The sequence below is a fragment of the bacterium genome (assembly GCA_016786595.1).
In the GTDB taxonomy this organism is placed as follows: Bacteria; Bdellovibrionota_C; UBA2361; order SZUA-149; family JAEUWB01; genus JAEUWB01.
Map to the genome: position 1 here is coordinate 148,888 of JAEUWB010000060.1, position 23,572 is coordinate 172,459.

A 23,572-nucleotide genomic window follows, 5' to 3' on the forward strand; every position below is an offset into this window, starting at 1 on the left:
TATTTAGCCGTGGGCAGTTGCAAAACTGCGCATAAATTCTGCCAGCGCCTGAACAGAGGCTAATGGGCATGCGTTGTAAATACTTGCGCGCATACCGCCAAATGTTTTGTGGCCTTTAAGACCAGATAAACCAGCCGCCTCAGCTGCAGTTAAAAATTCTTTTTCTAACGACTCATTGCGCAGCTTAAAAGTTACATTCATCAAGCTACGTGATTCAGTTTTTGCATAACCTTGGTAAAAATTACCTTGGTCGATCTCGTGATAAAGTAATGCCGCCTTAGCGCGATTATTCTTTTCAATTGCTGCTAAGCCGCCTTGAGTCTTGATCCACTTGAGAACTTCATAAACCACATAAATCGGCAGCACTGGTGGGGTGTTATAAAGGGATTTATTGGCGATGTATGTATTGTAATTGAGCATCACTGGTAGCGTTTTTGGTGCATTAGCGACCAAATTCTTACGAACAATTACTACTGTCACGCCAGCAGGTCCTAAATTTTTCTGGGCTCCTGCGTAGATTAATCCATATTTATTGATATCAAGCTTCTTATGTAAAAAATCTGACGAAGCATCGCAAACAAGCGGCACTCCTGTGGGAGCAATAGGTTCAGTCGTAAATTGCGTGCCGACGATTGTGTTATTACTGGTGAAATGAAGGTACGCAGGGCGTGGAGAAAATTGGTGATTTTGTGGAATGCTATCAAAATTAGTAGTTTTTGAACTCGAGCATGCATGTGTTGTGCCAAATTTCTTTGCCTCTTCAATTGCCTTCTCTGACCAAAACCCCGAGATGATATAATTAGCCTCTGCGCCGGGTTGGAGTAAATTCATCGGGAGCATCGCAAATTGGGTTGAGGCCCCACCGGTAGTAAAGCAAACGGCGTAGTCAGCTGAGATGTTCAGTAATTCACGAAGCAATTCTTCAGTGCCATTAATTATTGCTTCAAATGGTGCACTGCGATGGCTCATTTCCATGATACCAATTCCCGTGGATTCAAAATCAAGTAGATTCTCGCGCACGCGTTCAAGCACTGCTAGCGGTAAAACTGCAGGACCAGCACTGAAATTATGGATCCGACCAGAATTCATACTTACTCCTTAAGAGGGTTAATTGTTACGGAAATAATTGCTGCCGAACAGTCCTGGAGTTCTGTAATGACAGCAGCTTCTGCAGGACTACCGAGCCGAATTAAGGCCACTGCCGCATCGTCCCCAGAAAAAATTCGATTTTCCATGTCGAGTACATTAATGCCAGCACGCTGTAGAATATCGAGTACTCGAGCGAGCACGCCTACGCGGTTAAGATGGCGGACCGAAAGTAGGTGAGTTGCCGGAGCATGTGGATCGAGATTGACGCACGTTTCAATGTTTCCCGTTGCATTAAACTCCCGAATTAAGCGGATGACTTCAGCTCCGATTGCAGCTTCGGCTTGCTCAGTTGACGCTGCAATATGATGGGTGCCCACAACTTGCGGGTGACTTGCTAATGTAGATTTCCAATCTTGCTGACCAACTTCTGGTTCTTTGAGGAAAACATCCAAACCGGCACGAATACGTTTGGTTTCGCAAGCTTTAATTAAAGCCTCTTCTTCGACAATTTCTCCCCGTGAGGTGTTGATAAAAATTGCTCCTTCCTTCATCCAAGAGAAAAATTCCTGGTTGCACATCCCTTTAGTCTCCGGCGTGTATGCAACATGCAGTGAAATAATATCAGCCATTGTTACTAGTTCTTGAAGACTACCGGCTCGACGAATGCCGAGTGTTTTTGCCGCTGCTTCCGTCAAGCTTCGACTCGATACAAGCACATCCATTTCAAATGCTTTTGCTCGCATTGCAACCTCTTGGCCAATATGCCCAAAGCCGACAATCCCCAAGGTTCTACCGGCCAGGCCCCTGGCTTTGGAAAATTCCTTCTTATTCCATTCACCCTTACGCAGTGCGACAGTGTTATCTGCAATTCTTCGGTCTGCAGCGATGAGCAAGCCGAAAGTAAGTTCGGCAACGGCCTTAGCATTCTTTCCAGGGCAGTTCCCAACAAATACACCAAGTCGCGAAGCAGTTTCGACGTCAATTGTATTTACTCCAGCACCAGCTCTGATAATTAAGCGCAGTTTGGGGGCAGCTTCGATCATGCTCCCGGTTACTTTAGTAGAGCGTACAACTAACACGTCAGCTTGAGTGGATTTAAGAGCATCAACTAGAGTTTGTTCTTTGAGGCTTGGGTCGACAAGATGGTCAAAATTTGCAGCGCTTAGAGTTTTCGTAACGTTTGGAGCTAAGGAATCTGCGATTAATATTTTCATAAATTCTTCAACCTCTGATACCCGTTAACAAAACTTTCGTTAACGGGTAGATATTTATTTTTGTCCAGTAAAATCAGTTTACTGGACCGTTAGACTGCTTGTCCAGACTAGAGCTTAAACGACATCTCTTCTGGCAATACTACAAATGATCTTGATCCTGGAATCTGTAGATCGTCAGACCATGGCATAATTTTGGATCAAACCACGTTGCCTTGGGAACCATAGTCTGCCCGCGATCAGAAATTGCAATAATTTCACGAGCCGAGACTGGAAAAAAGGACAAGGCAAAGTCGGCATTGCCACTATTAACTAAGCTTTCAAGCTCAGTGATGCCATTAATTGCAGGCACATAATGCATGCCATGAATGTGTGCTGGAGCGTAATCTTCAACCAGCGGCTTGATGATTTTTTCAGAAGCAATTGAAAGATCGAGATCGCTAAGCGGGTCTCCTTGCTTAGGGATAGTGGATTTTAAATTCAACCACTGCTTGTCTAAGTACAATCTAATTTCTCCTTTTGTCGTTGCTAAGCCATTCGAGGCGGGCAGGACTTCAAAATTAGTTTGTAAGTTTTTCATGAATTCCAAACGATTCCATTTTCCCGGGCGCACTTTGAGGGCCCGATTGTAGGCGAGAATATGCGCTGCTTTTTCAGGAAAGATTGTTACAGGAATAAAGCTTTCTGCGCGAGATAGTTCGCCCAACTCACACAGCTCATTGCATAAGCCTTCGGCAGCTTCAATCCGATGGTGGCCATCGGCAATATAGAGGTCGGGAATTTTACTGAAAATTTCTTGAACTTTATTAGTCTGCGAAACACGCCAGAGCCTGTTATGTACTTGCCCCATCGTATCAAAGGAATAGCAGGGACTTACCGATGTTTCTGTAGCGAGTAAGTGCTCAAGATTGGGATTTTCCTTGGCAAGTAAGAACAGTGGACTGACATGTCCACCAAATGCCGCAATTCGCTTTTGCCTATCGAGTACCTGCTCAGGAAATGTTTTTTCATGACCCTTGATCGTGCCGTTTCGATGTTCTTCAAGTTTGACCAATCCGGTAAGCCCAACTTGCTTGTGGCCCAAAATTTCTAACTCATGAATGAAGTATCCGGGGGTTGATTCAAGCTGAAAAATATTTTTCTCAAGTGCATTATGAAAATTAGTGCGGACACGCTCGTAAATTCTAGGGTCGAGATATGCAACTGGGCCAGCGAGCTCAAACTCTGCACGAACAATGTGCAGCAGAGAATTCGGGCGACTTTGCAAAAGTTTTTTAAAGCTTGCTTGGTCGTAGGCAAGATGTGGATAGCACGTAACTTCGGCCGCGTTTTCCGGTGCAGGTAAAAGAGCTCTGAAAGGTTTTATTTCCACGATCTATAATCCAGTGAATAGCTACGAATCGCGACAAGCTCATCATCGCTAAGACCCAGTTGACTTGCAAGCATGTAGTTATCGTTGAGGCTTTTTTCGATGATTCCTGGGTCATCAGCGGCAAGCACAACTTTCACACCGGCACGAACAAGGTCGACAATTGGATGATTCGTCAGATCGCATGTCTTTAGTGCAACGTTACACCAAGGGGAGACTTCCAGACAGGTTTCAGAATCCGCTAAATATTTAAGCAAACTTTGGTCTTGAATTGCTGTGATTCCATGACCAATGCGCCGCGGATTTAATTTGCGAATCGTTTCCCAAATTAATTCAGGCCCAAGTATTTCACCGGCATGTGCCAAAGTTACCAGGCCATTACTGCGCGCATAGTTGAAAACCTCGAGATACTGATCTACCGAAGTCGATGTCTCCATCCCTGCAAGTCCAAGAGCAAATACCGGGACTCCGAGTTTGTGTGCCTGCTCAATTAGCCTGATGGTGTCCTGGCCAGTTTCGTTAGCTGATCGCACAATATCGAAAATAAAGCCGAGGGTAATGGCATATTTGTTTTTTGCCTGCTTTGCTAATTCAGCTAAACCGCGGAAAAGTGTGGCAAGATCTGCGCCTAATCTTACAAATGTTGTTGGTGTAAAATAAATTTCAGCATGAACTACATTCTCATCTCGCAGCGTCTGCAGATAGTCATTACCAATCACTAAAATATCATCTTCATCACGGATTAAATTTGAAATGCGCAAGTAAACATGGATGAAATCGATAAAGTCAGTGATCTCAGGATAACTTTGCTTAAAATTTAAATTACTACGCTCTGGTAGATTGAAAATCTGCGGCGTTATATGATCAAGTGACAACTTATATTTTGCTGCTAATTTGCAGTAGGTTTGATAACGGACTGTGCCCTCAAAGTGCACATGTAGCTCTGCTGCTGGCAGGGATTTCCAGGAAAATCTTGCGTTTTTCTCTATATTCTTCATGTGCTAAGGTTTCGGTTTTTTGTAGTTGGTATATTACATGAAAAGCCTAAAAGCACAGCATCTTTCGGAGCAGCATTCCACGCCAGCTAGCAATGGACAGTTCTTGCCTGGGACTGTTGCTTTTGAACACGTTTCAAAAAGTTTCCGACGTGCAACACTTAAACGTAAATCTTACTCAAGTATTAAATCTGAATTTTTATCCTTCTTCCGTACCCGTGAACTTGATCATCATGATCTTGTCACAGCACTTGAACCGCTAACGATTAGTGTCAACCCAGGAAGCTCATTGGGGGTGATTGGACGTAACGGTTCTGGCAAATCAACCCTACTTAAATTAATTGCTGGTATTTATAAACCTGATATCGGCACCGTGAGCCGCTGTGGGAGAATCTCTGCTTTGATTGAGCTTGGTGCGGGATTTCATCCTGAATTTACGGGACGAGAAAATATTTATTTAGGCGGTGTGATGTACGGCCTAACCAAAACGCAGATTGATAGCCGTTTTGAGAAAATTGTAGCTTACGCTGAATTAGCAGATGTGATTGACGATCCGGTCAAAACCTATTCGTCAGGAATGTATATGCGCCTGGGGTTTAGTCTAGCTATTCATACCGATCCTGATATTCTGCTTGTGGATGAAGTGCTCGCTGTTGGCGATGCTAGTTTTATTCATCGTTGCCATGAGTCAATTTCTGAATTCAGAAGGCAAGGTAAAACATTAATTTTTGTCACACATGACTTAGCTTCAGTTGAAAGATGGTGTGATGAAGCAATTTGGTTAGATCAGGGTAAGGTCAAATTACGCGGGGAGCCGCGACGGGTGATTGACGCTTACCTGCAGGGCCTTGAAAAGGACGAAGAGCGCAGCCTTGCCGAGCAAAATGCAGCTGAATCGTCAGATCTGAGAAGTGAAAATAGTGATGAAGTTGTTGCTGAAGAAATCGTGCACCGCTGGGGCAATCAAGATGTCGTGATTGATGCAGTGAGGATGATTAAATCGTCTGGTGAGACAAGTTGGATTTTTCACGCTGAGGATGAGCTTGCAATTGAAGTTGATTACACCGTGAAAAAGCCAATTACTGAACTTGTCTTTGGAGTTGGTATCATTCGTGCAGATGGCCTGAGTGTTTATGGCACAAACACTCAGATTGAGGGAATGAAGGTTGAAACTAGCTCTTTCTCTCAAGCAGCAAATCTACCACTGCAAGGAAGATTTAAATTCCGCATTAAACGCTTAGGATTACTGGAGGATTCATACTATTTAGATCTTGCTTGCCACAGTGAAGATGGTTTGCCCTACGATTATCACCATCTCATGCATAAGTTTTCAGTGCGTAACCCCACACCATTTCACGGTGTTTACAGTCCAGAGCACAATTGGGATTTTGCTAGCAAGAGAGTTTGATCATACTAATGTTCAGAAATATTAAAGAAATGTTGCAATTTCGTGCTCTGATTTGGGCACTAGTTGGACGCCATTTGCACACACGTTATCGCGGTTCAATTTTTGGCTTTTTGTGGTCCTTTCTCAATCCTTTATGCTTGATCGCAGTTTACTCGCTAGTCTTTCGCTATTACATCCGCGCGGGCAACGTCGAGCATTACACTTTGTTTTTATTTACCGGCATGCTGCCCTGGATTTGGTTTTCTTCGGGCTTATTAGGTGCAACCGGCTCGATTAGTGGTGGTGGAAGTTTAATTACTAAAGCAATGTTTCCACCGCATGTTTTACCAACCGTTGAAGTCATTACCAATTTAGCTAATTTTGCTTTTGCTTTACCAATTTTAATTGGACTAATGTTTGCACATCAAGTTTATCCCGGCATCAGCATGTTGGCGTTACCCTTGGTGGTGCTAATCGAATTTATTTTTTTACTTGGATTGGCCTTAATGTTTTCTGCCTTAAACGTGCGCTTTCGCGATCTGCAGCACATTCTGGGCAATATACTTACGCTCTGGTTCTTTTTAACGCCGATTCTTTACCCGGTGAGTAATATTCCTGAGCAATTTAAGTTTACGATGACGATTAATCCTCTGGCGCTATTTACTGAAATGTATCAAGGCATTTTCTTGGAAAATAAATTTCCGGACTTGCAAAACATCCTACTTACCGCTGCTCTTTCACTCTTAATTTTTTGGCTCGGAAATAGTGTTTTTAATCGACATCGCGAAGAATTTGCCGAGCTAGTATAGCCAAGTTAATGCAAACTTCGATTAGCGCATTTGCGACTTGAGACGATTTCGTCTAAAAACCTCATATGCAAATCCACCAACTTGTTCATACGTTGAATTATGGCGACGCGATCTCAGGCGAGGCCTTAAGCATTAAGCGCTTACTCAAGCAGCGTGGGATTAAAAGTGAAATTTACTGCTTAAACCGTCATCCTCAGTTGCTCGATCAAGGGCAATCGATCAGTGACCTTGCCGAACTGAGTCAAACTCCTGAAAACGAGATTGTAATGATCTTACATTACTCTTTAGCTTCAGCATTGAATGATATTTATCGCTCTGATTTTCCAGGTAAGCGTGTGTTAATCTACCACAACCTTACCCCCGCAGAGTGGTTTGATGGCTATAACCCACGCGTCTACCGTGACTTGGTTGAAGGGCGTGCGGAGCTCCCGGGGATTTTAAGTTGCAGCGATCTAGTTTTGGCTGATTCGAGTTATAATGCCTCAGAGATTTTAAAAATTGCTCAAACACCGACACGGGTATTGCCCTTGCTATTCGATCAGGAAAAGTGGTCTAGGGTTGAGGCAAATCCTGGAATTTACCAAGCACTTAAGGCGCATGGCGGACAAAATATTTTACACGTCGGAAGACTTGCTCCAAATAAATGTATCGAAGATATCATTAAGGCCTTTTATTTTTACCATCATAAGATTAATCGCCAAAGTAGACTCTGGTTAGTCGGCATTGAAATTGATACGGAAATTTATGCACTCGAGCTGCGTCGTTTAATCTCAAAGCTCGCTCTGACAGAAGCAGTCGAACTTTGTGGCTCAGTTGCTGATTCCGAGTTGCGCGCATTTTACCAAGCAGCCGATTGCTATGTTTGCATGAGCGAGCACGAAGGGTTTTGTATGCCCCTGCTTGAAGCGATGTACTTTGGCTTGCCAGTCATTGCCTTTAACAGTACGGCCGTAGCTGAAACTCTAGGGACAGCAGGGCTACTAGTTGCGGAAAAAAATCCTGCGCTACTTAGCGAACTATTTAACTTAGTGATCACTGACTCGACTTTACGCGACGATTTAATTGCCCGTGGAAAAGAGCGCGCGAAGAATTTTAGTCTACAAAATTTCGACACTAAGCTTGATACGGAATTATTGAATGTAATCAACTCTGCTGTATCAAGTAACCCCGCAACTAAGGCTTATGCTTAAGCTTGGGCTTGACTTACGAGCATTAGATCCGAATTTTAAGGCCCATGCCGGACGAGGCACTGGGCGTTATGTGCGCGAAGTCACCCAACGCTTGCTCAGCAGTGCATACCAAGAGAAAGCTCGGGCTTGCGGAATCCAAATTCAGGAACTATCCGCTGCAAGACTTGGGCACGGGTCACTTAGTGCTGTTTTTAAAAATCTCGTGCCAATTGGTCGAATCACACTTGAACAACAGTTACTACTGCCCCGCCGTATTCAGCAAACTGGAATTGATAAGATACATTTTTTTGCTCACGGCGATTCACCATCACGCCTTAAGATTCCCAGCATTATTACCGTATTAGACTTAATTCCACTACGCTTTCCTGAACTATACAAGGCAGATCGGCCGAGCTGGCGATTTCATTTAGCACGCTACTTTGAGCTCCAAGCAATCAAAAATGCTGAGCGCATTATCGCAATTTCTGAAGCTACTAAGCGTGACTTGATTGAAATTCTTGAAATCCCGAAGGAGCGTATTTTCGTCACTCCTTTAGCTGTCGGCACAGAGTTTAGGGCACGACCTTCAAAGCGAGAAGCATATAGCGCGCTACAGAAAAAATTGCGCGATAATTTTGGAATTCCTAGCGAGAGAGATTTACTGATTTATATTGGCGGAATCGATCCTCGAAAAAATATTCCGTTTTTACTGGAAGTCTTTGCTCAACTACTGCACGCTAATAAAACTGCAGGGGTAAAAAACTTGCCCTACCTGTGTTTAGCAGGTCCGTATGAAAACGATCGGCATTTTCCTGCCTTGCAAGCAAAAATTAAGCAGCTCCAGCTCAGTGCCGAGGTCAAGCTTTTGGGATTTGTTCCTGAGTCAAAGTTAATCGAACTTTATCACGCAGCAACGCTAGTTGTATTTCCTTCGCTTTACGAGGGCTTTGGACTACCGGTGCTTGAAGCCATGAACTGTGGTGTGCCTGTAATTTGTGGAAATAATTCATCATTACCTGAGGTGCTCGGGACAACTGGATTACTCGCTCGGGACTCAGACATCGATGACTGGACTAGTAAAATCAATCAAGTATTAAGCTCGATTGATCTACAGGAAAAATTAGCTAATGATGGGCTAGAGCGCTGTAATAATTTCTCCTGGGAATATACGGCAGATCAAACATTAGCTGCGTATAGCAGTAAATTAAATTTCAATTAATCTAGGTTGTCTCATTATTCTATTCACCAGCATGTTCGAATCACCCCGCAGACACAGAGAGCAAGGCCTAAAAGCTGCAAAGCCAAATACGCTAGATTTAGTTGATTATATCTTTTTAGTCGCTTGCTTGATTTTGGGGTTTTATTTGCGGTTCTCTTTCTTGCGCCAAACTAATGCTGTGATTGATGCAGATGAAGCTATAGTTGGTCTGATGGCAAAACACATCGCTGCCGGATTCCCTGTGCCAATTTTCTACTACGGACAAGCCTATATGGGTTCGCTAGAGGCGATACTTGTTGCAGGAGTATTTTATATATTCGGGCCTTCATCCTTAGGGTTGAAGCTCGTTCCGCTTTTATTTTCGATGATTTTTATACTTTGCGTTTATTTTTTAGGACGCTATTTGTTTGACCGCACTGCTGGACGATTTGCGGCGCTTTTTGCTGCTGTCCCACCGCACGGACTGTTAGTTTGGAGCACTAAAGCACGTGGAGGTTTTATTGAGGTCGTAGTTTTAGGAACCATTTGCCTAATCCTCGGGCTTAAGATTCTAAAATACTATAAATTTAATATCCGCTCTTTTTCTCTCCTGGGCCTGATTTTAGGACTTGCGTGGTGGGTCAATAATCAATCGATTTATTACTGTTTTGCTTTAGGATTAACACTTGGTCTTTATGCTCTCATTCGGCTCGGGCTTTTACGCTCATTGACATTGCTGACTGTGACCTTATCTAGCTTTTTACTTGGAGGCGCGGCATTTTGGTATGCCAACCTTAGCTGGCGTCCCAAATTTCAGTCCTTTTTTATTTTTGAGCATAGCAATCCAAGTGACTTAGTGAAAAATATTCACGGTTTTTTTGCTCAAGGACTCCCGATGATTCTTGGAGCCCGTAGATTTTGGAATACTACAGCAGTTTTCCCTTACGCTGAAGTTATTGCCTACAGCTGTTTTACCGTGATTATGATCGTTGCTGTTTCCCTGGCGGTTTTGCGGCGAGAACACCGCGGCGGGATTATCTTACTTTTGGTTTTTACCTGCTCGATTCCACTTATTTTTGCAACAAGCCAATTTGGTTGGTTGAGTCAAGAACCACGCTACCTACTTCCGCTCTATTCGTCCTATTTTCCCTTAATTGGCTTAAGTCTGTCTTTCTTAAGATCGCGCACAGAAGAGCTTGGAGCGATTGCTGAGGCTGCCGTTTATATACTTTTTAGCGCACTCTTGAGCTTGCACCTAGCGTCACTCTACCACGGAGAAATCACTCCAGGAGAGCCCTTTATTTTTAAAGGGGAGCGTGTGGCAAAAGACCAGAGCCAACTTTATGATTGGCTTGAGCAAAACAACTATCGACATATTAAAACAAACTACTGGATTGGCTACCGCACCGCATTTGAAACAAACGAGGCGATTACATTTTCTCGCTATAAAGGGCCACAAAGCTTGCGTATTCCAGATTATGAGCGGGACATAAGACGTAGAGAGTATGCCCCACTTGTGTTGGTCCCTACGCAAGCTAACTTGCTTAGTAAGGGGTTAAGCGATCAAGGTTTTCGTTTTCGTACGACCCCAGTAGGGAGTTATGTTGTAATTGATCAAATCTCCCCTATTTCAGGTGAGCAAAAGTTAGTTCCACTCCAGGCAGAAGAGCTAGCTACTACCCACAACCAGGAAGAGCGGGCGTTACTTGTTGACGGCAAGGAGGATCAGCGTTGGGGGACAAAACATGTGCAGGAACCTGGCATGCGTATAGATGTAAATTTTTCAAAACCGCGCATAATTTCTGGCCTCAATCTTGATTTGGGCGCTTGGAAGCACGATTATCCGCGGGAGTTAGTTATTTACGGGATTTCTCCAGATGGCAGTAGTTGTAAATTGATTGATACTCGCGGAAATACTGCCCTACACTACGCGCTTGAAGAGGAAAGGACACTGGAGTTTTATTTTCCGAAGCTCTCTGTTAAAGGGTTGAGCATCAGCCAGGAAGGACAAACCCCGCAAATGGATTGGTCACTAGCTGAATTGAAGGTCTTTGAACCTGAAAATGACAAGTAATCAAGTAATAATTGTGTTATTGGGCGCATGCTCATAACCAGAGGATAATCGAGGTTAAAAACAGTGGGATTTAATTGTGGTATCGTGGGACTTCCGAATGTTGGCAAGTCGACAATTTTTAGCGCTTTGACATCAATTCAAGCTCAAGCTGCCAATTATCCGTTTTGTACAATTGAACCAAATACTGGGGTTGTTCCACTACCTGACCCACGACTCGAAGTTTTAGCGGCGATTGCTAATTCCAAGGAAATCATCCCGACAACAATTGAATTTGTCGATATTGCAGGTCTTGTCAAAGGTGCTTCACAGGGGGAAGGCCTGGGCAATCAATTCCTAGGACATATCCGTTCTGTGGATGCCATTGCGCATGTGGTGCGCTGCTTTGAGGACGATAATATTATTCACGTCAACGGCCGCGTAAATCCGCAGGCAGATATTGATGTGATTAATACAGAGCTTTTACTTGCCGATTTGAGCTCAGTTGAGAAGCGCATTGACCGTGTGCGGAAGGCTGCAAAATCTGGCGATAAAGCAGCTAAGGAGGAGGCAACAACACTAGAACTCGCACAAAAGTATCTAGCAGAAGGAAAATCCTTGCGGCTTTGCCCAGAAATAGAGAGTTTTCGTGCCCTTGGTTTCATCACTGCAAAGCCAACATTATATGTGGCAAATGTCACTGAAGCTGAGATTAAGAGCGGAACAAATGAATCTGAACATTTGAGTGCTTTGCGAAAGATTGCTGCTCAAGAAAACACTCCAATTGTTACAATTTGTGGGGCAATGGAAGCAGAAATAGCACAATTGCCTAAGGAAGAACGCTCTGCATATCTTGAGGAGCTAGGATTAAAAAATTCTGGCTTAGACCGGCTAGCATTAGCAGGTCACGGTTTGCTAGAACTGATCACCTTTTTTACGGTCGGGCCGAAGGAATGCCATGCCTGGACTTGTCACAAAGGGGCAACCGCGCCGGAGGCGGCAGGGAAAATTCATACTGATTTCGAACGTGGTTTCATTCGTGCTGAAGTGATTGGTTATGATGATTACGTGCAGGGAAAAGGTGAAGCGGGGGCTAGAGATAACGGCAAACTTCGCATCGAAGGCAAGACATATATAGTAGTAGATGGTGACGTAGTACATTTCCGTTTTAACGTGTAATTGCTGCAGCGCTAAATGTAGCTATCTTATTAAAATCAATAGAAAATTTATCACGCATCGGTCTTCGATATATCTAGTACATCGAAGTGAAAATAATAATGCAAATGAGATTGTTGCGACTAAATTTGATTACGTTTGATAGTGGCATGCATGGCATTGTGAGAGTGTATCAAGTTGCCGCCTCAGTCCAAAGCACGATACCCGATTTATAAAAATCATACGTCAAGAGGAAAAAGATGTTGTGAATATTTTTTTTATTTTGTATATCCCAGTACTATGCTAGATATTCTTCTAGCATGTTAGTTGAAGTGATGTGTTAAGTAATTAACTATTTATGACGACTAACAAGCAAAAGTGTGGGGGTTCAGCAGTATCGAATCTTCCATGCAGTTTGTTAATGCATAAGTGAGGAAATAAAAATGGCAAAGAAGAAAGCAACAAAAAAAGCTGTGAAGAAAGCTCCAGCTAAGAAGAAAACAGCAAAGAAAGCTACTAAGAAGAAAGCAAAAAAAAAAGTAGATAGTTCGTGGACAGGAACTACTGTAACCCGAACTGCTGCTGCAAAGCCTGCGACAACAACTCGCAAGGCTGCAAAGCGGACTACTAAGACCGCATCAAAAGCTCGGGCTCGCGCGTAGTTCCTTCCCGACTGTAGAGGGCGAATCTTCTTTTCCCTCTTTTTCTTTGAAAAAATATAAATATTTTAAGCTGCCAAGTTGGTCCTTTTGGATATATATCTTGGCAGCTTTTTTATTTTCTAATCAAGCTGCTAACACTTAAACTTTAGGAATCAAGCGATTTTGGCTGAAATTTAGCTCATCAGTCACGCTTTGAATCCGAGATTTTATACCAGTTTGCAAAAAGATTTTGGATAAATTCACGTTCATTGCAAACTGGTGTAAAAGATGATCAGTAGCAAATGTTCATGCTATGTTGGCGCTAGTCTTAAGCTATGAGAAAAGATTCCAAACAAGATTTGATTGCCCAAGTATTGTCAGGATCTGAACGCGCGCTCGCGCGCTGCCTATCCCAGATTGAAAACAACGAGACGCAAGCTCGGGAAATAATCAAAACGCTCTTTACTCGAACAGGCAAAGCAAAAATTCTGGGCATAACTGGGGTGCCAGGCGCTGGTAAGTCAACCTTAGTTAGTCAGTTGATATTGGCTTTAACGGCTCAAGAGAAAAAAGTTGCAGTTTTGGCAGTTGACCCTTCAAGCCCATTTACAGGTGGGGCAATCCTCGGAGATCGAATTCGTATGCTCTCCAGTATCGCCTCAACTGGTGTTTTTGTTAGGTCCGTAGCAAGTCGAGGAGCATTAGGAGGCCTTTCCCCGAGCATCCATGAGTCAATCATGGTGCTAGATGCTGCTGGATTTGATGTAATTATCGTAGAAACTGTCGGTGTTGGGCAGGCTGAAGTAGATATTGTAAAGGTTGCAGATCTTGCCGTCGTAGTTTTGGTGCCAGGTATGGGCGACTCGGTTCAGGCTCTGAAGGCAGGAATTTTAGAAATTGCCGATATTTTTGTGATCAATAAAGCTGACCATCAAGGGACAGAACGCCTGAGAAAAGATCTGATCTCAGTCATCCAATTAAACCCCAACAGCTCTGCGCCAAAACCTGAGATATTACAGACAGTTGCTACTGAGGCAAAGGGCATTACGGAGTTTGTCAAAGCCATTGATAATTTTTTCGGAGTTGCAGAATCAGATCTACGATTAGAGGGCAGAAGGAAGCTTGCATTGCGTGATATGTTGGTGAAAATTGTTTCACGCGAACTTGTCGATGAGCGAATTAAGCGGGCGGAGCAGACTGGGGCACTGAATAAAATCTTAACAGAGCTAACTAATCGGGAAATAGATCCATATAGTGCATGTGATAGTTTAAAGCAGCTTTGAGGTAATAAATTAATGGACTCCTTTTACTCTAGCGAACACCGTATCTTCCAACAAAGTGTTAGGCGCTTTTGTGCACAGGAAATTCTTCCCCAGCTGACAAGCTGGGAAGAACAAAAGCATTTCCCTGACGAACTTTTTTCTAAGCTGGGAGAGCAAGGATTTCTTGGTGTGCTTGTTGCTGAAGAGTATGGAGGCGTAGGCGGTGATTATATCCTAGCTAGTGCCTGGTGCGAGGAATTTGGCCGCGTGCCGGCTGTGGGGCTTACAACCGGCGTGCATATGCACTCTGTTGTTGTATCTGCCGCACTAAACCGCTTAGGTTCAAATCAAGCCAAAGAACAATTTTTGGCTGATGCCGTATTGGGCAAAGCGATTGGTGCATATGCCTTTACCGAGCCTGGAGCGGGTAGTGACCTATCAAGCATCATTACCACTGCAAAAAAAGATGGTGATTACTTCATTATTAATGGCGCTAAGACTTTTATTACTAATGGCGCGCGAGCCGATTTTATCCTCTTACTGACAAAAACAGAGCCCGATCGAGGTTTTAAGGGGTTTACGACATTTGTGGTTGATACGACCTTAGCCGGTTTTAATGTGAATCGTAAGCTTGATAAGCTGGGATGGCATTCATCTGATACGGCTGAGCTTAGTTTCCAAGATATGCGTGTTCACAAGTCAATGATTTTGGGTGAATACAACCGTGGCTGGTATCATGCGATGGACTCACTTAACTGGGAACGCTTGATGTTAGTGTTGAATTCAATTGGCGGGGCAACTCAATGCCTGGAGTCAACTGTTCCCTACATTAATGACCGTAAAGTTTTTGGCCGGCCGGTTGCAGCTTTTGATCATACGCGGGAATTAATTGCGACACTTTGGAGTAAACTCCAGGCTGCTCGTGCGGTTGCTTATCAGGCTGTGAATGAAGTGCAGGCGGGGAAAGACCCTAGGCTTTTGACAAGCTTAGCTAAAATCTATGCTTGTGAGCTGGCTGTGCAAATCGCTGACCGCTGCCTGCAGTTACACGGCGGATACGGCTATACAACAGAATTCCTGCCGGAGCGTTGGCTGCGTGACTTACGTTTGAATCCAATTGGTGGTGGGACCAGCGAAGTCATGGCAATGGTTGCTGCTAAAGAAATGGGGTTTGATCTGCTCTAAGCTGCAAAAATAGGTGGCAGCGGCACACCGATTGACTGGCCGACGATACGAATAAGATTTCTCTCCTTCTCATGTAATTGGCCATCCCAAGCTGCGGCGCGAATCATTGCCGCGCAAGATTGGGCTTTAATATCATCACTGGCGTTACGAATTTGATCAATTGCAGTTTGCACGTGATCGCGAGTTAGCCCTGCACGTTCGATAAAGGAAAGTTTTGCTGCAGAAAAAAGCCCCGCCCCTAGTAAAAAAGCTTGCTTGGCATGTTCCGGATTATCAGTTCCAACGACACAGACTGCAGAAATAATAGTTGAAGCCGCCTCTTGGATTGCTAAGCCAGCATCTGCCGCCTGACTGAAGGGATTTCTTGAAAAAACAGACTCTAGCGTTGATAAAAACGCATACTCAGCAAGTGTTACTTCATCGTCAGCTTCAGCAAGCGTGCGGTAGGTAGCAAGTAAATCTTGCTGTCGCTCTGGAGTTAAACGGCGCAAAGCTGGCAAAGCGAGTGTAAACAATGAAAATTTGTCTTCAATTGATAAAACTTGCATTTGCGACCAAATTGCCTGGTCATATTCTGGGAATTTTTTTGAACTCGCTACTAAGTGCTCCTGGCGCGTTAAAACGTCAGCATGTGAAGAGGCAAATAGTCCGGCAACAAGTGCTGGGGCATAATTAGGCGAACGTGCCGCGTCTTTAAGCGTTACAGGTGGTTTATCTAAAGCTTCACGTGCACGGCTGACTTGTGACTGATTTAATGACCCTGCAAAACTCATGCTCGTAAGTGAATCTACTCCTTGAGCTTGATCGGCAGCTTCCGACTGAATACGTTCAAGTGAAACGCCCTCAATGCGAGAAATTCTTGAATCGAGTGGGGGATGCGAAGCCATCAACTGCAGGAAACTTGTGCCTAGTGCATCGGCAAAGAAGAAGTGACTTGCTTCTTCGGCTTTGGAATTCTCAATGTAAGCGTGTTTAAAACTTTCTCCAATACGACGTAAAGCTCCAGAAATTCCCAAGGGATTTCGCGTAAACTGCACAGCTGAAGCATCAGCCAGGAATTCTCTTTGTCTACATATCGCCGCTTTAATTAAATTTGCCGCAAAAACGCCGATTGACCCAGCTAAAAGCAAAATTAGTCCAAACAGTGCAGGGCCGCTTGAATCTTTACTACGCCTGCCGCTATTACGTGTGGTTGCTCGTAAAATTGTACGTCCAAGCATTGCGATGCAGAGCAGACCATAAGCAAGACCCATTAAACGAAGATTAATTGTCATGTCGCTGTTGAGAATATGACTGAACTCGTGGCCAATCACTCCTTGGAGTTCATCGCGACTAAGCTTTTCGAGCGCACCGCGAGTGACCCCAATCACTGCATGATGTACGTCAAACCCAGTAGCAAACGCGTTAATCCCTTCTTCGTGATCTAATAAGTAAACTTCTGGAATTGGAATACCCGAAGCTAAGGCCATTTCTTCAACAATATTTAATAAACGTCTTTCGTTTGCCTCTGCGCTTGAGGGCACAAGTAATCTGCCACCCAGAGAAATTGCTACATACTCAGGCGATTGCTTTAATGTTGCAATTCTATAAAGACTTCCAATGAAAATGATTATTAATGTCCCAAGCGCTATATAAGTCAGATGCTCAGGTTTAAGATGACCTTTAGTTGCAAAGAAAAATCCCGCATCAACTAGTAGAACAACTCCTGCTACTGCAAAAAAATAGAGCAGATAAAGCTTTCTGCTTCTCGAGCGGGCAGCGTGTTGGTGCTCGAAAAAGTTCATGGGATGCTTATTTTCGGCTTAAAATGAAACTTTTGGTGCTGCACGTTCAGCTTCACTGCCAGTGCTTTGCAAGAGTTCTGCCGGGGTAAAACCAAACATCCCTGCAATGATATTATTCGGGAAAGACTCGCGAGAGACATTATAGCTCATGACCGAATCATTGTAAGCTTGCCGTGAAAAGCCGACTTTATTTTCTGTCGAGGTGAGTTCTTCCATGAGTTGGTTCATACTCGTATTTGCTTTCAGATCTGGATAAGCTTCAGCCAAGGCGAAAAGTCGACCGAGTGCACCATTGAGTTGAGATTCAGCTCCAGAAAGTGCTTGCATCGTTGCTACATCTCCAGGCTTCTGAGCCGCGGTATTTGAAGCAGTAACAGCTTGATTGCGCGCTGCGATAACTGCCTCAAGAGTTTCTCGCTCATGTTTAATATAGCCTTTGACTGTTTCAACAAGGTTAGGGATTAGATCGTAACGACGCTTGAGTTGAACATCGATCTGAGAAAATGCGTTCTTAAATCCATTTCGCAATGACACTAAGCGGTTGTAAATGCTAATAATTAAAAATGCGACTACGACTACAACGCCAATAAACCATTCCATGATGTCCTGATCCTCCAGTTTGAGTCGATACTTAATACAAAATGCGGAACTTTATTGTATTTGGAATATTCTTTAATTCCTCAATTACCTGACTGTTATACTTCTTATTAACGTCAGTAACCAAGTAGCCAATTTCTTCATTGGTTCGAAGGTATTGGCCTAGAATATTGATTTTATGTTCAGACAAAATCCCGTTAACTTGGGCAAGAATTCCCGGGACATTTTTATGAATATGTAAAAGCCGATGGGCAGCCGAAGCTTGCGCCGCCTGAATTTCTGGGAAATTCACACTACCATGCGATTCACCGCAGTTAATGTAATGCAGTAAGCGACCGGTTGTGTATTGGCCGATGTTATACTGAGCTTCAACGGTGCTGCCGCCGATATGTGGGGTGAGAATAACATTTGTCAGGCCTTGTAGCGGAGATGTAAAGGTTTCATTCTTGTTTTTGGGTTCTTTCGGGAACACGTCAACTGCAGCGCCAGCTAAGTGACCACGCCGTAGCGAATCAGCTAGTGCTTCAATTTCGATTACGTGCCCACGAGCAATATTTAATAAGTACGCGCCCTTTTTCATGAGGCCTAGTTCTTTTTTGCCCAGTAGCCCTTGATTCGCGGCACGCCCGTCTACATGAATCGTTACAATGTCACTAATTTTTAGCAGGTCATTTAAGGTTCTGCACCTCTTGGCGTTTCCTAGCGAAAGTTTTTCGACAATGTCGTAATAATAAACCTCCATACCAAGATTTTCAGCGAGCACTGAAAGCTGTGAGCCGATATTGCCGTAGCCGATAATGCCTAATTTTTTTCCACGCACTTCATACGATCCGTCGGCTGACTTCAGCCAAGCTCCGCCGTGCGCAGCAAGGCTTACAGGAAAGACCTTGCGCAGTAACATAATGATATTGCCAATCGCTAATTCAACCACGCTACGTGTGTTGCTGTAGGGAGCATTAAAAACAATTACGCCTTGACGCGCGGCATTGATCGTATCAATTTGATCGGTGCCGATACAAAAAGCCCCAATTGCCAGGAGACGATTTGCTGCTTCAAGAACTTTTTTAGTGACTTTAGTTTTTGATCTAATCCCGAGGATTGAGACATCTTTGAGGGCCTTGATTAACTCATCTTCATCCAGGGCAGTATGCACCAAATCGACCTGGTAACCGTCAGCTTTAAAGCGATCGGCTGCTTCTGGATCAATGCCTTCAAGTAGTAAAACTTTGATTTTACTTTTAGGATAGGAAAATTTACGAGGTAGGTTATTAGTATAAAGCACTTCATCAAAGCTTTTAGCAACGCTGTCGGCTTGGTCGACAACCTTCTCGCGTGAAACGTTCTCTGTAAGCGCCACAAATTCTTCGGCGACCCCTGCTTGGCGCATTTCTAAATCCGTTGCACCGTCACCAATTACTGTTACTTCGCTACCAAGTCCTAATTTTTCTAGTTGTTTCACTTTACCTTTTTCTTGCGCTAAAACATTTTGCTTATCAAAGCCAATAATATTGCCGGAGTTATCAAAGACAAAGGAATTGGCAAAAACTTGGCTGTCTTTGATATGCAGCTCACTAATGACAGGTAGAACATAGTCGTAGAATCCACCTGTTACAACAAAGATATCAGCATGATATTTTTTAAAAAAAGCTTTATTACGTTGAAAAGATGGGGTAATTTTGCGCTTAAGGGTTGCGGTTAATTCTTTAAGGTGTTTACGGTTTGCCTCAAGTAGTTTAATCCGCCGCTCTAAAGACTCTGGGAACGAGAGTTCACCTCTCATCGCTAAGTGCGATAAATTTTGAATTTCGCGAATTGTTTCCTCTGCATAAGGCTTATCGCGTAATGAGATACGAGCTAGCTCATCAAGAGCTTCGACTTGCACTAGCGTGCTATCGAAATCTAGTACGAATATTTTTTTCTTCTTAGCCATCTTTATAGCGTTTCCCATAAATATTTTGCATCTGTAGCAAACACAGCTGAGTTATAAAAAACATTCCCGCTTTGTGCACAAGCTTTGCATTGGCTTGCTTTTAACGGGGAAACGCTATGAATTGGCTGGTTGTGTCTGCGACACAACTTATCTACCAGTTTGCAAAAATCATGAGTTTTATCCAAAATCTTTTTGCAAACTAGTATAACAGTGCTATTAGGATTAGTAGATAATTTTAAATCAACATACCCCTATAATGTTTCATGAATCTTGAAGTTTTTAAGAATATCATCGGCCCAGGCAATGTTTTACTTGACCCAGCGGATTTAAGCTTTTGGGGCAAAGATGCATGTGTCGAATATGTAGCTAAACCGGCGGCAATATTGAGACCTGGTAGTGAAGAAGAAGTCCAAAAAATAGTATTAGAATGTAGGAATCAGAAAATTCCACTTGTCCCCTCGGGAGGTAGAACTGGCCACAGTGGTGGGGCTACCGCACAAAATGGTGAAGTTGTTATTTCGCTTTCGCGTCTCAACAAAATTTATAAAATCGACCCAATTGATTTACTTGCCCATGTCCAAGCTGGTGTTGTGACCCAAGATCTACAGCAAGCAGCTCTAGCGCAAGGACTTTTTTATCCAGTGCAATTTGCCAGTCAGGGCTCAGCATTAATTGGTGGAAATCTCGCAACGAATGCAGGAGGTTTACGTGTGATTCGCTATGGGTCGACTCGTGATTGGGTGCTGGGCATGCGCGTTGTTACGGGTGCGGGTGAAGTGATGGAATTAAACGGCCCACTTTATAAAAATCAAACTGGTTATGATTTACGAAATCTCTTTGTTGGATCAGAGGGAACGCTTGGAATTATTACTGAAGCCTGGATGAAACTTACAACTAAGCCAGGTGAAATGCTAACACTATTGGCTGGCTGCGCCACAACAAGTCAAGTTTTGACTGCACTTGGGCGTGTCCGCAGCGCAGGGTTTGCGTTACAGTTGTTCGAATATTTTGATGAACAATGTTTGCAACTTGTACTCAAGCACGCCAAACTTAAAGCTCCATTCGCAAAGTTTTTTCCGCGCTATATGTTGATTCAAGTTGAAATTCCAAACCCCGCTGAAGCTGAGCGAGTGGAAAGTGTGCTGGCAAGTTTAATTGAAGATGGCGTTCTTGATGATGCAGTTGTTGCGCAGAATAAAACACAAGCCGAAGAATTAGTTGCTTATCGTGAGCGGATTAGTGAGTCAATTCGCAAAGAAGGCTATCCGCACAAAAACGATATTGCAACACCGGTTGCTGCGTTTGGAGATTTTATAACCGAACTGGAGGTTTTGCTGCGCGGACCACTTTCTTGGGTTAAGTGCTTAATGTTTGGCCATTTGGGCGATGGAAATACGCATTTAAATTTTCTTAAGCCAGAGACGATGAGTGTGGACGAATTTAAAAAGAAAGGCCATGAGATCGATCAATACACTTTTGGTTTAGTGCAAAAATACAAAGGTAGTATTTCTGCTGAGCACGGGATTGGCTTACTCAAACAGCCCTATCTGGACCAGTTTAAAACAAAAACAGAATTGACTTATTTGCGATCGATTAAAAAACTCTTTGACCCAGATTTGATTATGAATCCGGGGAAGATGTTGTAGCTAAGCTTTGGCTTGCAACTAGGGAATATAAATCGCTATATGTATTACCGAGTTTCGAATTTACTACTGCACGTCTGAGGTAGAGATGTAGCGGGTATTCGTGGGTAAAACCCATTCCGCCGTGGGTTTGAATCGATTTCTCAAGCACGGCTGGCATATTCTCAGAGGTAAGCGCCTTTGCTGCAGCAGAAACTTTAGCAAATTGCACTTGGTCGTTGTCGAAACACCAGCTTGAAAAACGCGTCAAAGTTCCACAAGCTTCAACAGCTAAATACATGTCAGAAATTTTATGCTGCACAGCTTGGAATGAACCAATTGGCTTGCCAAACTGCTCACGAGTTTTGACATACTCAGTAGTAAGCTCCAGCGCTTTTACTCCACAACCAACAAGCTCAGAAGCTAAAGTTGTGTTAACTAATTGAGTGTAAAGTTCCAGATCTTTAGCAGATAAATCATCACTAAGGATTGTAACCGGCGTAGACTTAAGTAAAATCGTGCAATAAGGGCGAATTAAATCAAGTCCGCTAGTATAATCAGTATCTAAGTTTGTATTGTCTAGCGCACAAAGCTTAAACGCTTGGTTCTCTGCTTGTGCTAAGAAAATGACTTTAGACGCCCAAGCAAGCGCAGGCACAACTTCAAGTTCTCCCGATACGCTAGCATCAGTAAGCTTGAGGTTCGACTTTGTGAACGACCCCGTTACGCGCAAATTGCCGTTAATAATATTTTCTAAGTAAGCTGATTGGGTTGTGTGGTTAGCGAAAGTTGAGATCGCTTGAATGCCAAATAATAAAGTTTCAGCTAAGGGAATGGGCAATAGTGCTGCGGCACTAAGTCGAGAAATTACATCCACTGCACACTGGCCAAGACCTAGACCTTGATGCTCTTCGCGGGCTGCTGCGGCAAAGACCCCAAGTTCTGCTATCTTAGCCCAGAGTTTGGCTTGCCAGTCAGTCCAAGCTTGGGGATTAAGTGCGCGAACCTTTTCCAGCGGAGCCTCGGCGTCGAAAAATTCTTTGAGGCTAGTGCTAAACTCTTCAAGATCTTGGTTAACTAGAAAACTCATGCCTCACCTTAGCTTAATCCAAGGATTGCTTTAAGTTCATCAGAAGGTTGCCAAGGGGGACGAAAAACTACTTCTACTTCAGATTTTTGAACACCATGTAATTGAGCAGTTTTTGAGCGAATTTCTTCTACAAGCTGTGGGCCTGCTGGGCAACCCATCGAGGTAAAGGTCATGGTAATCTTCAGCACAGCAGTCTCCGGATGAAGATCGATATTGTAGATTAACCCAAGTGTCCAGACATCAACAAAAATTTCTGGGTCGATTACGGTTTTTAAAACTTCAATTACATCTTCACGCGTTGCAATGTCGTTGATCTTCATAAAATTTTCACTTTGCATTGGGAAATAGTTCCTGCTCGAGTAAATCGCAGATCATATGGACGAGCAACATATGCGCTTCCTGTATTTGCGATGTGACCATTGATTCAACGAGGAGTACATGTTCTGCAAGATCAAGGCAATGGCCCCCAGTTTTGCCCAGGAGCGCAATACTAAGCGTAGACCTTGCCTTGGCAACGTTAAGAACTTTTACGATATTTGGCGAATTACCGCTGGTTGAAAAAACAATTAAGGCATCTTTATCGGTTAAAAAAGTCTCCGCTTGGCGTGAGAATACAGTGTCGTAATCGTAATCGTTTGACCAGCAACTCATGGTTGAGGGGTCAAGAAAGTGTTGGGCGCGAATTCCCGGGCGTTCCCTTAAGTAGCGCGCAACTAGTTCTTCCGTGAGATGCATTGCATCGCAAGCCGAACCACCATTTCCGCAAGAATAAATTGTGCCGCCTTGGCGAATGACTTTAGCCAAATTATGAACTATTTTTGTAATTTCAGGGGCTAGCCGCTTCAGCTTGCTCTGGGACTCAGTTGATTGAGTGATATAGGTTTCAATGAAGTTACTCATTGGCGCACTATATAACTAGACTTAAAGTATTCAAAGTATCAGCGATAAATTGAGGACAATTCCGTGATTTTTGGCATAAACCCAGTATATGCTTGGAAAATCAAAGCACGATCGCCGGAAAATTTCAGA

General features: G+C 43.6%; 20 protein-coding genes. 10 read left to right on the forward strand and 10 right to left on the reverse strand.

The window, feature by feature from the left end; genetic code table 11:
* Positions 1-3: 3 nt before the first annotated feature.
* The 4 genes from serC to JNK13_11475 all read right to left on the reverse strand — a co-directional run bounded on the left by serC (position 4) and on the right by JNK13_11475 (position 4,667).
* On the reverse strand, positions 4-1,089 hold the full coding sequence (gene serC / locus JNK13_11460) for a 3-phosphoserine/phosphohydroxythreonine transaminase (GenBank protein MBL7663357.1): 1,086 nt from the start codon (positions 1,087-1,089) through the stop codon (positions 4-6).
* Between the two features lie 2 nt (positions 1,090-1,091).
* Positions 1,092-2,303 carry a hydroxyacid dehydrogenase gene (locus JNK13_11465; protein ID MBL7663358.1) on the reverse strand — a complete coding sequence of 404 codons (1,212 nt, stop codon included), beginning with the start codon at positions 2,301-2,303 and terminating at the stop codon, positions 1,092-1,094.
* A gap of 139 nt (positions 2,304-2,442) precedes the next feature.
* On the reverse strand, positions 2,443-3,672 hold the full coding sequence (locus tag JNK13_11470; protein ID MBL7663359.1) for a DUF1015 domain-containing protein: 1,230 nt from the start codon (positions 3,670-3,672) through the stop codon (positions 2,443-2,445).
* Positions 3,663-4,667, reverse strand: coding sequence for an adenosine deaminase family protein (locus JNK13_11475; protein MBL7663360.1), 1,005 nt, complete (start codon positions 4,665-4,667; stop codon positions 3,663-3,665). Before JNK13_11475 ends, JNK13_11470 begins: the two co-directional genes overlap by 10 nt.
* A gap of 37 nt (positions 4,668-4,704) precedes the next feature.
* Between JNK13_11475 and JNK13_11480 the strand changes: the two genes are divergently transcribed.
* The 9 genes from JNK13_11480 (at position 4,705) to JNK13_11520 (ending at position 15,520) form a co-directional block, all read left to right on the forward strand.
* Complete coding sequence (locus JNK13_11480) at positions 4,705-6,072, forward strand: ABC transporter ATP-binding protein (protein MBL7663361.1); 1,368 nt, start codon at positions 4,705-4,707, stop codon at positions 6,070-6,072.
* Between the two features lie 8 nt (positions 6,073-6,080).
* Positions 6,081-6,860 (forward strand): ABC transporter permease, encoded by a 780-nt coding sequence (locus JNK13_11485; protein MBL7663362.1) that lies wholly within the window; start codon positions 6,081-6,083, stop codon positions 6,858-6,860.
* 65 nt (positions 6,861-6,925) lie between these two features.
* Positions 6,926-8,050 (forward strand): glycosyltransferase, encoded by a 1,125-nt coding sequence (locus JNK13_11490; protein ID MBL7663363.1) that lies wholly within the window; start codon positions 6,926-6,928, stop codon positions 8,048-8,050.
* Positions 8,043-9,248, forward strand: a complete 1,206-nt coding sequence (locus JNK13_11495; protein MBL7663364.1) for a glycosyltransferase family 4 protein — start codon at positions 8,043-8,045, stop codon at positions 9,246-9,248. The genes JNK13_11490 and JNK13_11495 overlap by 8 nt, the downstream gene beginning before the upstream one ends.
* A 31-nt stretch (positions 9,249-9,279) precedes the next feature.
* The gene (locus tag JNK13_11500) at positions 9,280-11,301 is read left to right on the forward strand and encodes a glycosyltransferase family 39 protein (GenBank protein MBL7663365.1); all 2,022 of its coding nucleotides are present in this window, start codon (positions 9,280-9,282) and stop codon (positions 11,299-11,301) included.
* A gap of 63 nt (positions 11,302-11,364) precedes the next feature.
* A complete protein-coding gene (ychF, locus tag JNK13_11505) occupies positions 11,365-12,456 on the forward strand; it encodes a redox-regulated ATPase YchF (protein MBL7663366.1) in 1,092 nt (363 codons plus the stop codon).
* A 419-nt stretch (positions 12,457-12,875) separates the two neighbouring features.
* Positions 12,876-13,094 (forward strand): hypothetical protein, encoded by a 219-nt coding sequence (locus JNK13_11510; GenBank protein ID MBL7663367.1) that lies wholly within the window; start codon positions 12,876-12,878, stop codon positions 13,092-13,094.
* A 314-nt stretch (positions 13,095-13,408) separates the two neighbouring features.
* The gene (gene meaB, locus JNK13_11515; protein ID MBL7663368.1) at positions 13,409-14,356 is read left to right on the forward strand and encodes a methylmalonyl Co-A mutase-associated GTPase MeaB; all 948 of its coding nucleotides are present in this window, start codon (positions 13,409-13,411) and stop codon (positions 14,354-14,356) included.
* Between the two features lie 12 nt (positions 14,357-14,368).
* Positions 14,369-15,520 carry an acyl-CoA dehydrogenase family protein gene (locus JNK13_11520; protein ID MBL7663369.1) on the forward strand — a complete coding sequence of 384 codons (1,152 nt, stop codon included), beginning with the start codon at positions 14,369-14,371 and terminating at the stop codon, positions 15,518-15,520.
* Here the strand turns inward: JNK13_11520 and JNK13_11525 are convergent.
* Genes JNK13_11525 through serA form a run of 3 tightly spaced genes read right to left on the reverse strand, consistent with a single transcriptional unit; the run spans position 15,517 to position 19,831 of the window.
* Positions 15,517-17,304, reverse strand: a complete 1,788-nt coding sequence (locus JNK13_11525) for a M48 family metallopeptidase (GenBank protein ID MBL7663370.1) — start codon at positions 17,302-17,304, stop codon at positions 15,517-15,519. The two genes, JNK13_11520 and JNK13_11525, sit on opposite strands and share 4 nt — an antisense overlap.
* 18 nt (positions 17,305-17,322) lie before the next feature.
* Entirely contained in the window at positions 17,323-17,904 is a 582-nt protein-coding gene (locus tag JNK13_11530; GenBank protein MBL7663371.1) for a LemA family protein, read from the reverse strand.
* A gap of 31 nt (positions 17,905-17,935) precedes the next feature.
* Positions 17,936-19,831, reverse strand: coding sequence for a phosphoglycerate dehydrogenase (serA, locus tag JNK13_11535; protein ID MBL7663372.1), 1,896 nt, complete (start codon positions 19,829-19,831; stop codon positions 17,936-17,938).
* A gap of 263 nt (positions 19,832-20,094) precedes the next feature.
* Here serA and JNK13_11540 point away from each other — a divergent pair, with 263 nt between their 5' ends.
* Complete coding sequence (locus JNK13_11540) at positions 20,095-21,477, forward strand: FAD-binding oxidoreductase (GenBank protein MBL7663373.1); 1,383 nt, start codon at positions 20,095-20,097, stop codon at positions 21,475-21,477.
* On the opposite strand, the gene JNK13_11545 is transcribed toward JNK13_11540, so the two are convergent.
* Genes JNK13_11545 through JNK13_11555 form a run of 3 tightly spaced genes read right to left on the reverse strand, consistent with a single transcriptional unit; the run spans position 21,452 to position 23,443 of the window.
* Positions 21,452-22,543 (reverse strand): acyl-CoA/acyl-ACP dehydrogenase, encoded by a 1,092-nt coding sequence (locus tag JNK13_11545; GenBank protein ID MBL7663374.1) that lies wholly within the window; start codon positions 22,541-22,543, stop codon positions 21,452-21,454. The genes JNK13_11540 and JNK13_11545 overlap by 26 nt on opposite strands.
* Before the next feature lie 8 nt (positions 22,544-22,551).
* Positions 22,552-22,863: a metal-sulfur cluster assembly factor gene (locus JNK13_11550; GenBank protein MBL7663375.1), complete on the reverse strand. Its 312-nt coding sequence runs from the start codon at positions 22,861-22,863 to the stop codon at positions 22,552-22,554.
* A 7-nt stretch (positions 22,864-22,870) separates the two neighbouring features.
* The gene (locus JNK13_11555; protein MBL7663376.1) at positions 22,871-23,443 is read right to left on the reverse strand and encodes an SIS domain-containing protein; all 573 of its coding nucleotides are present in this window, start codon (positions 23,441-23,443) and stop codon (positions 22,871-22,873) included.
* Positions 23,444-23,572: the final 129 nt, after the last annotated feature.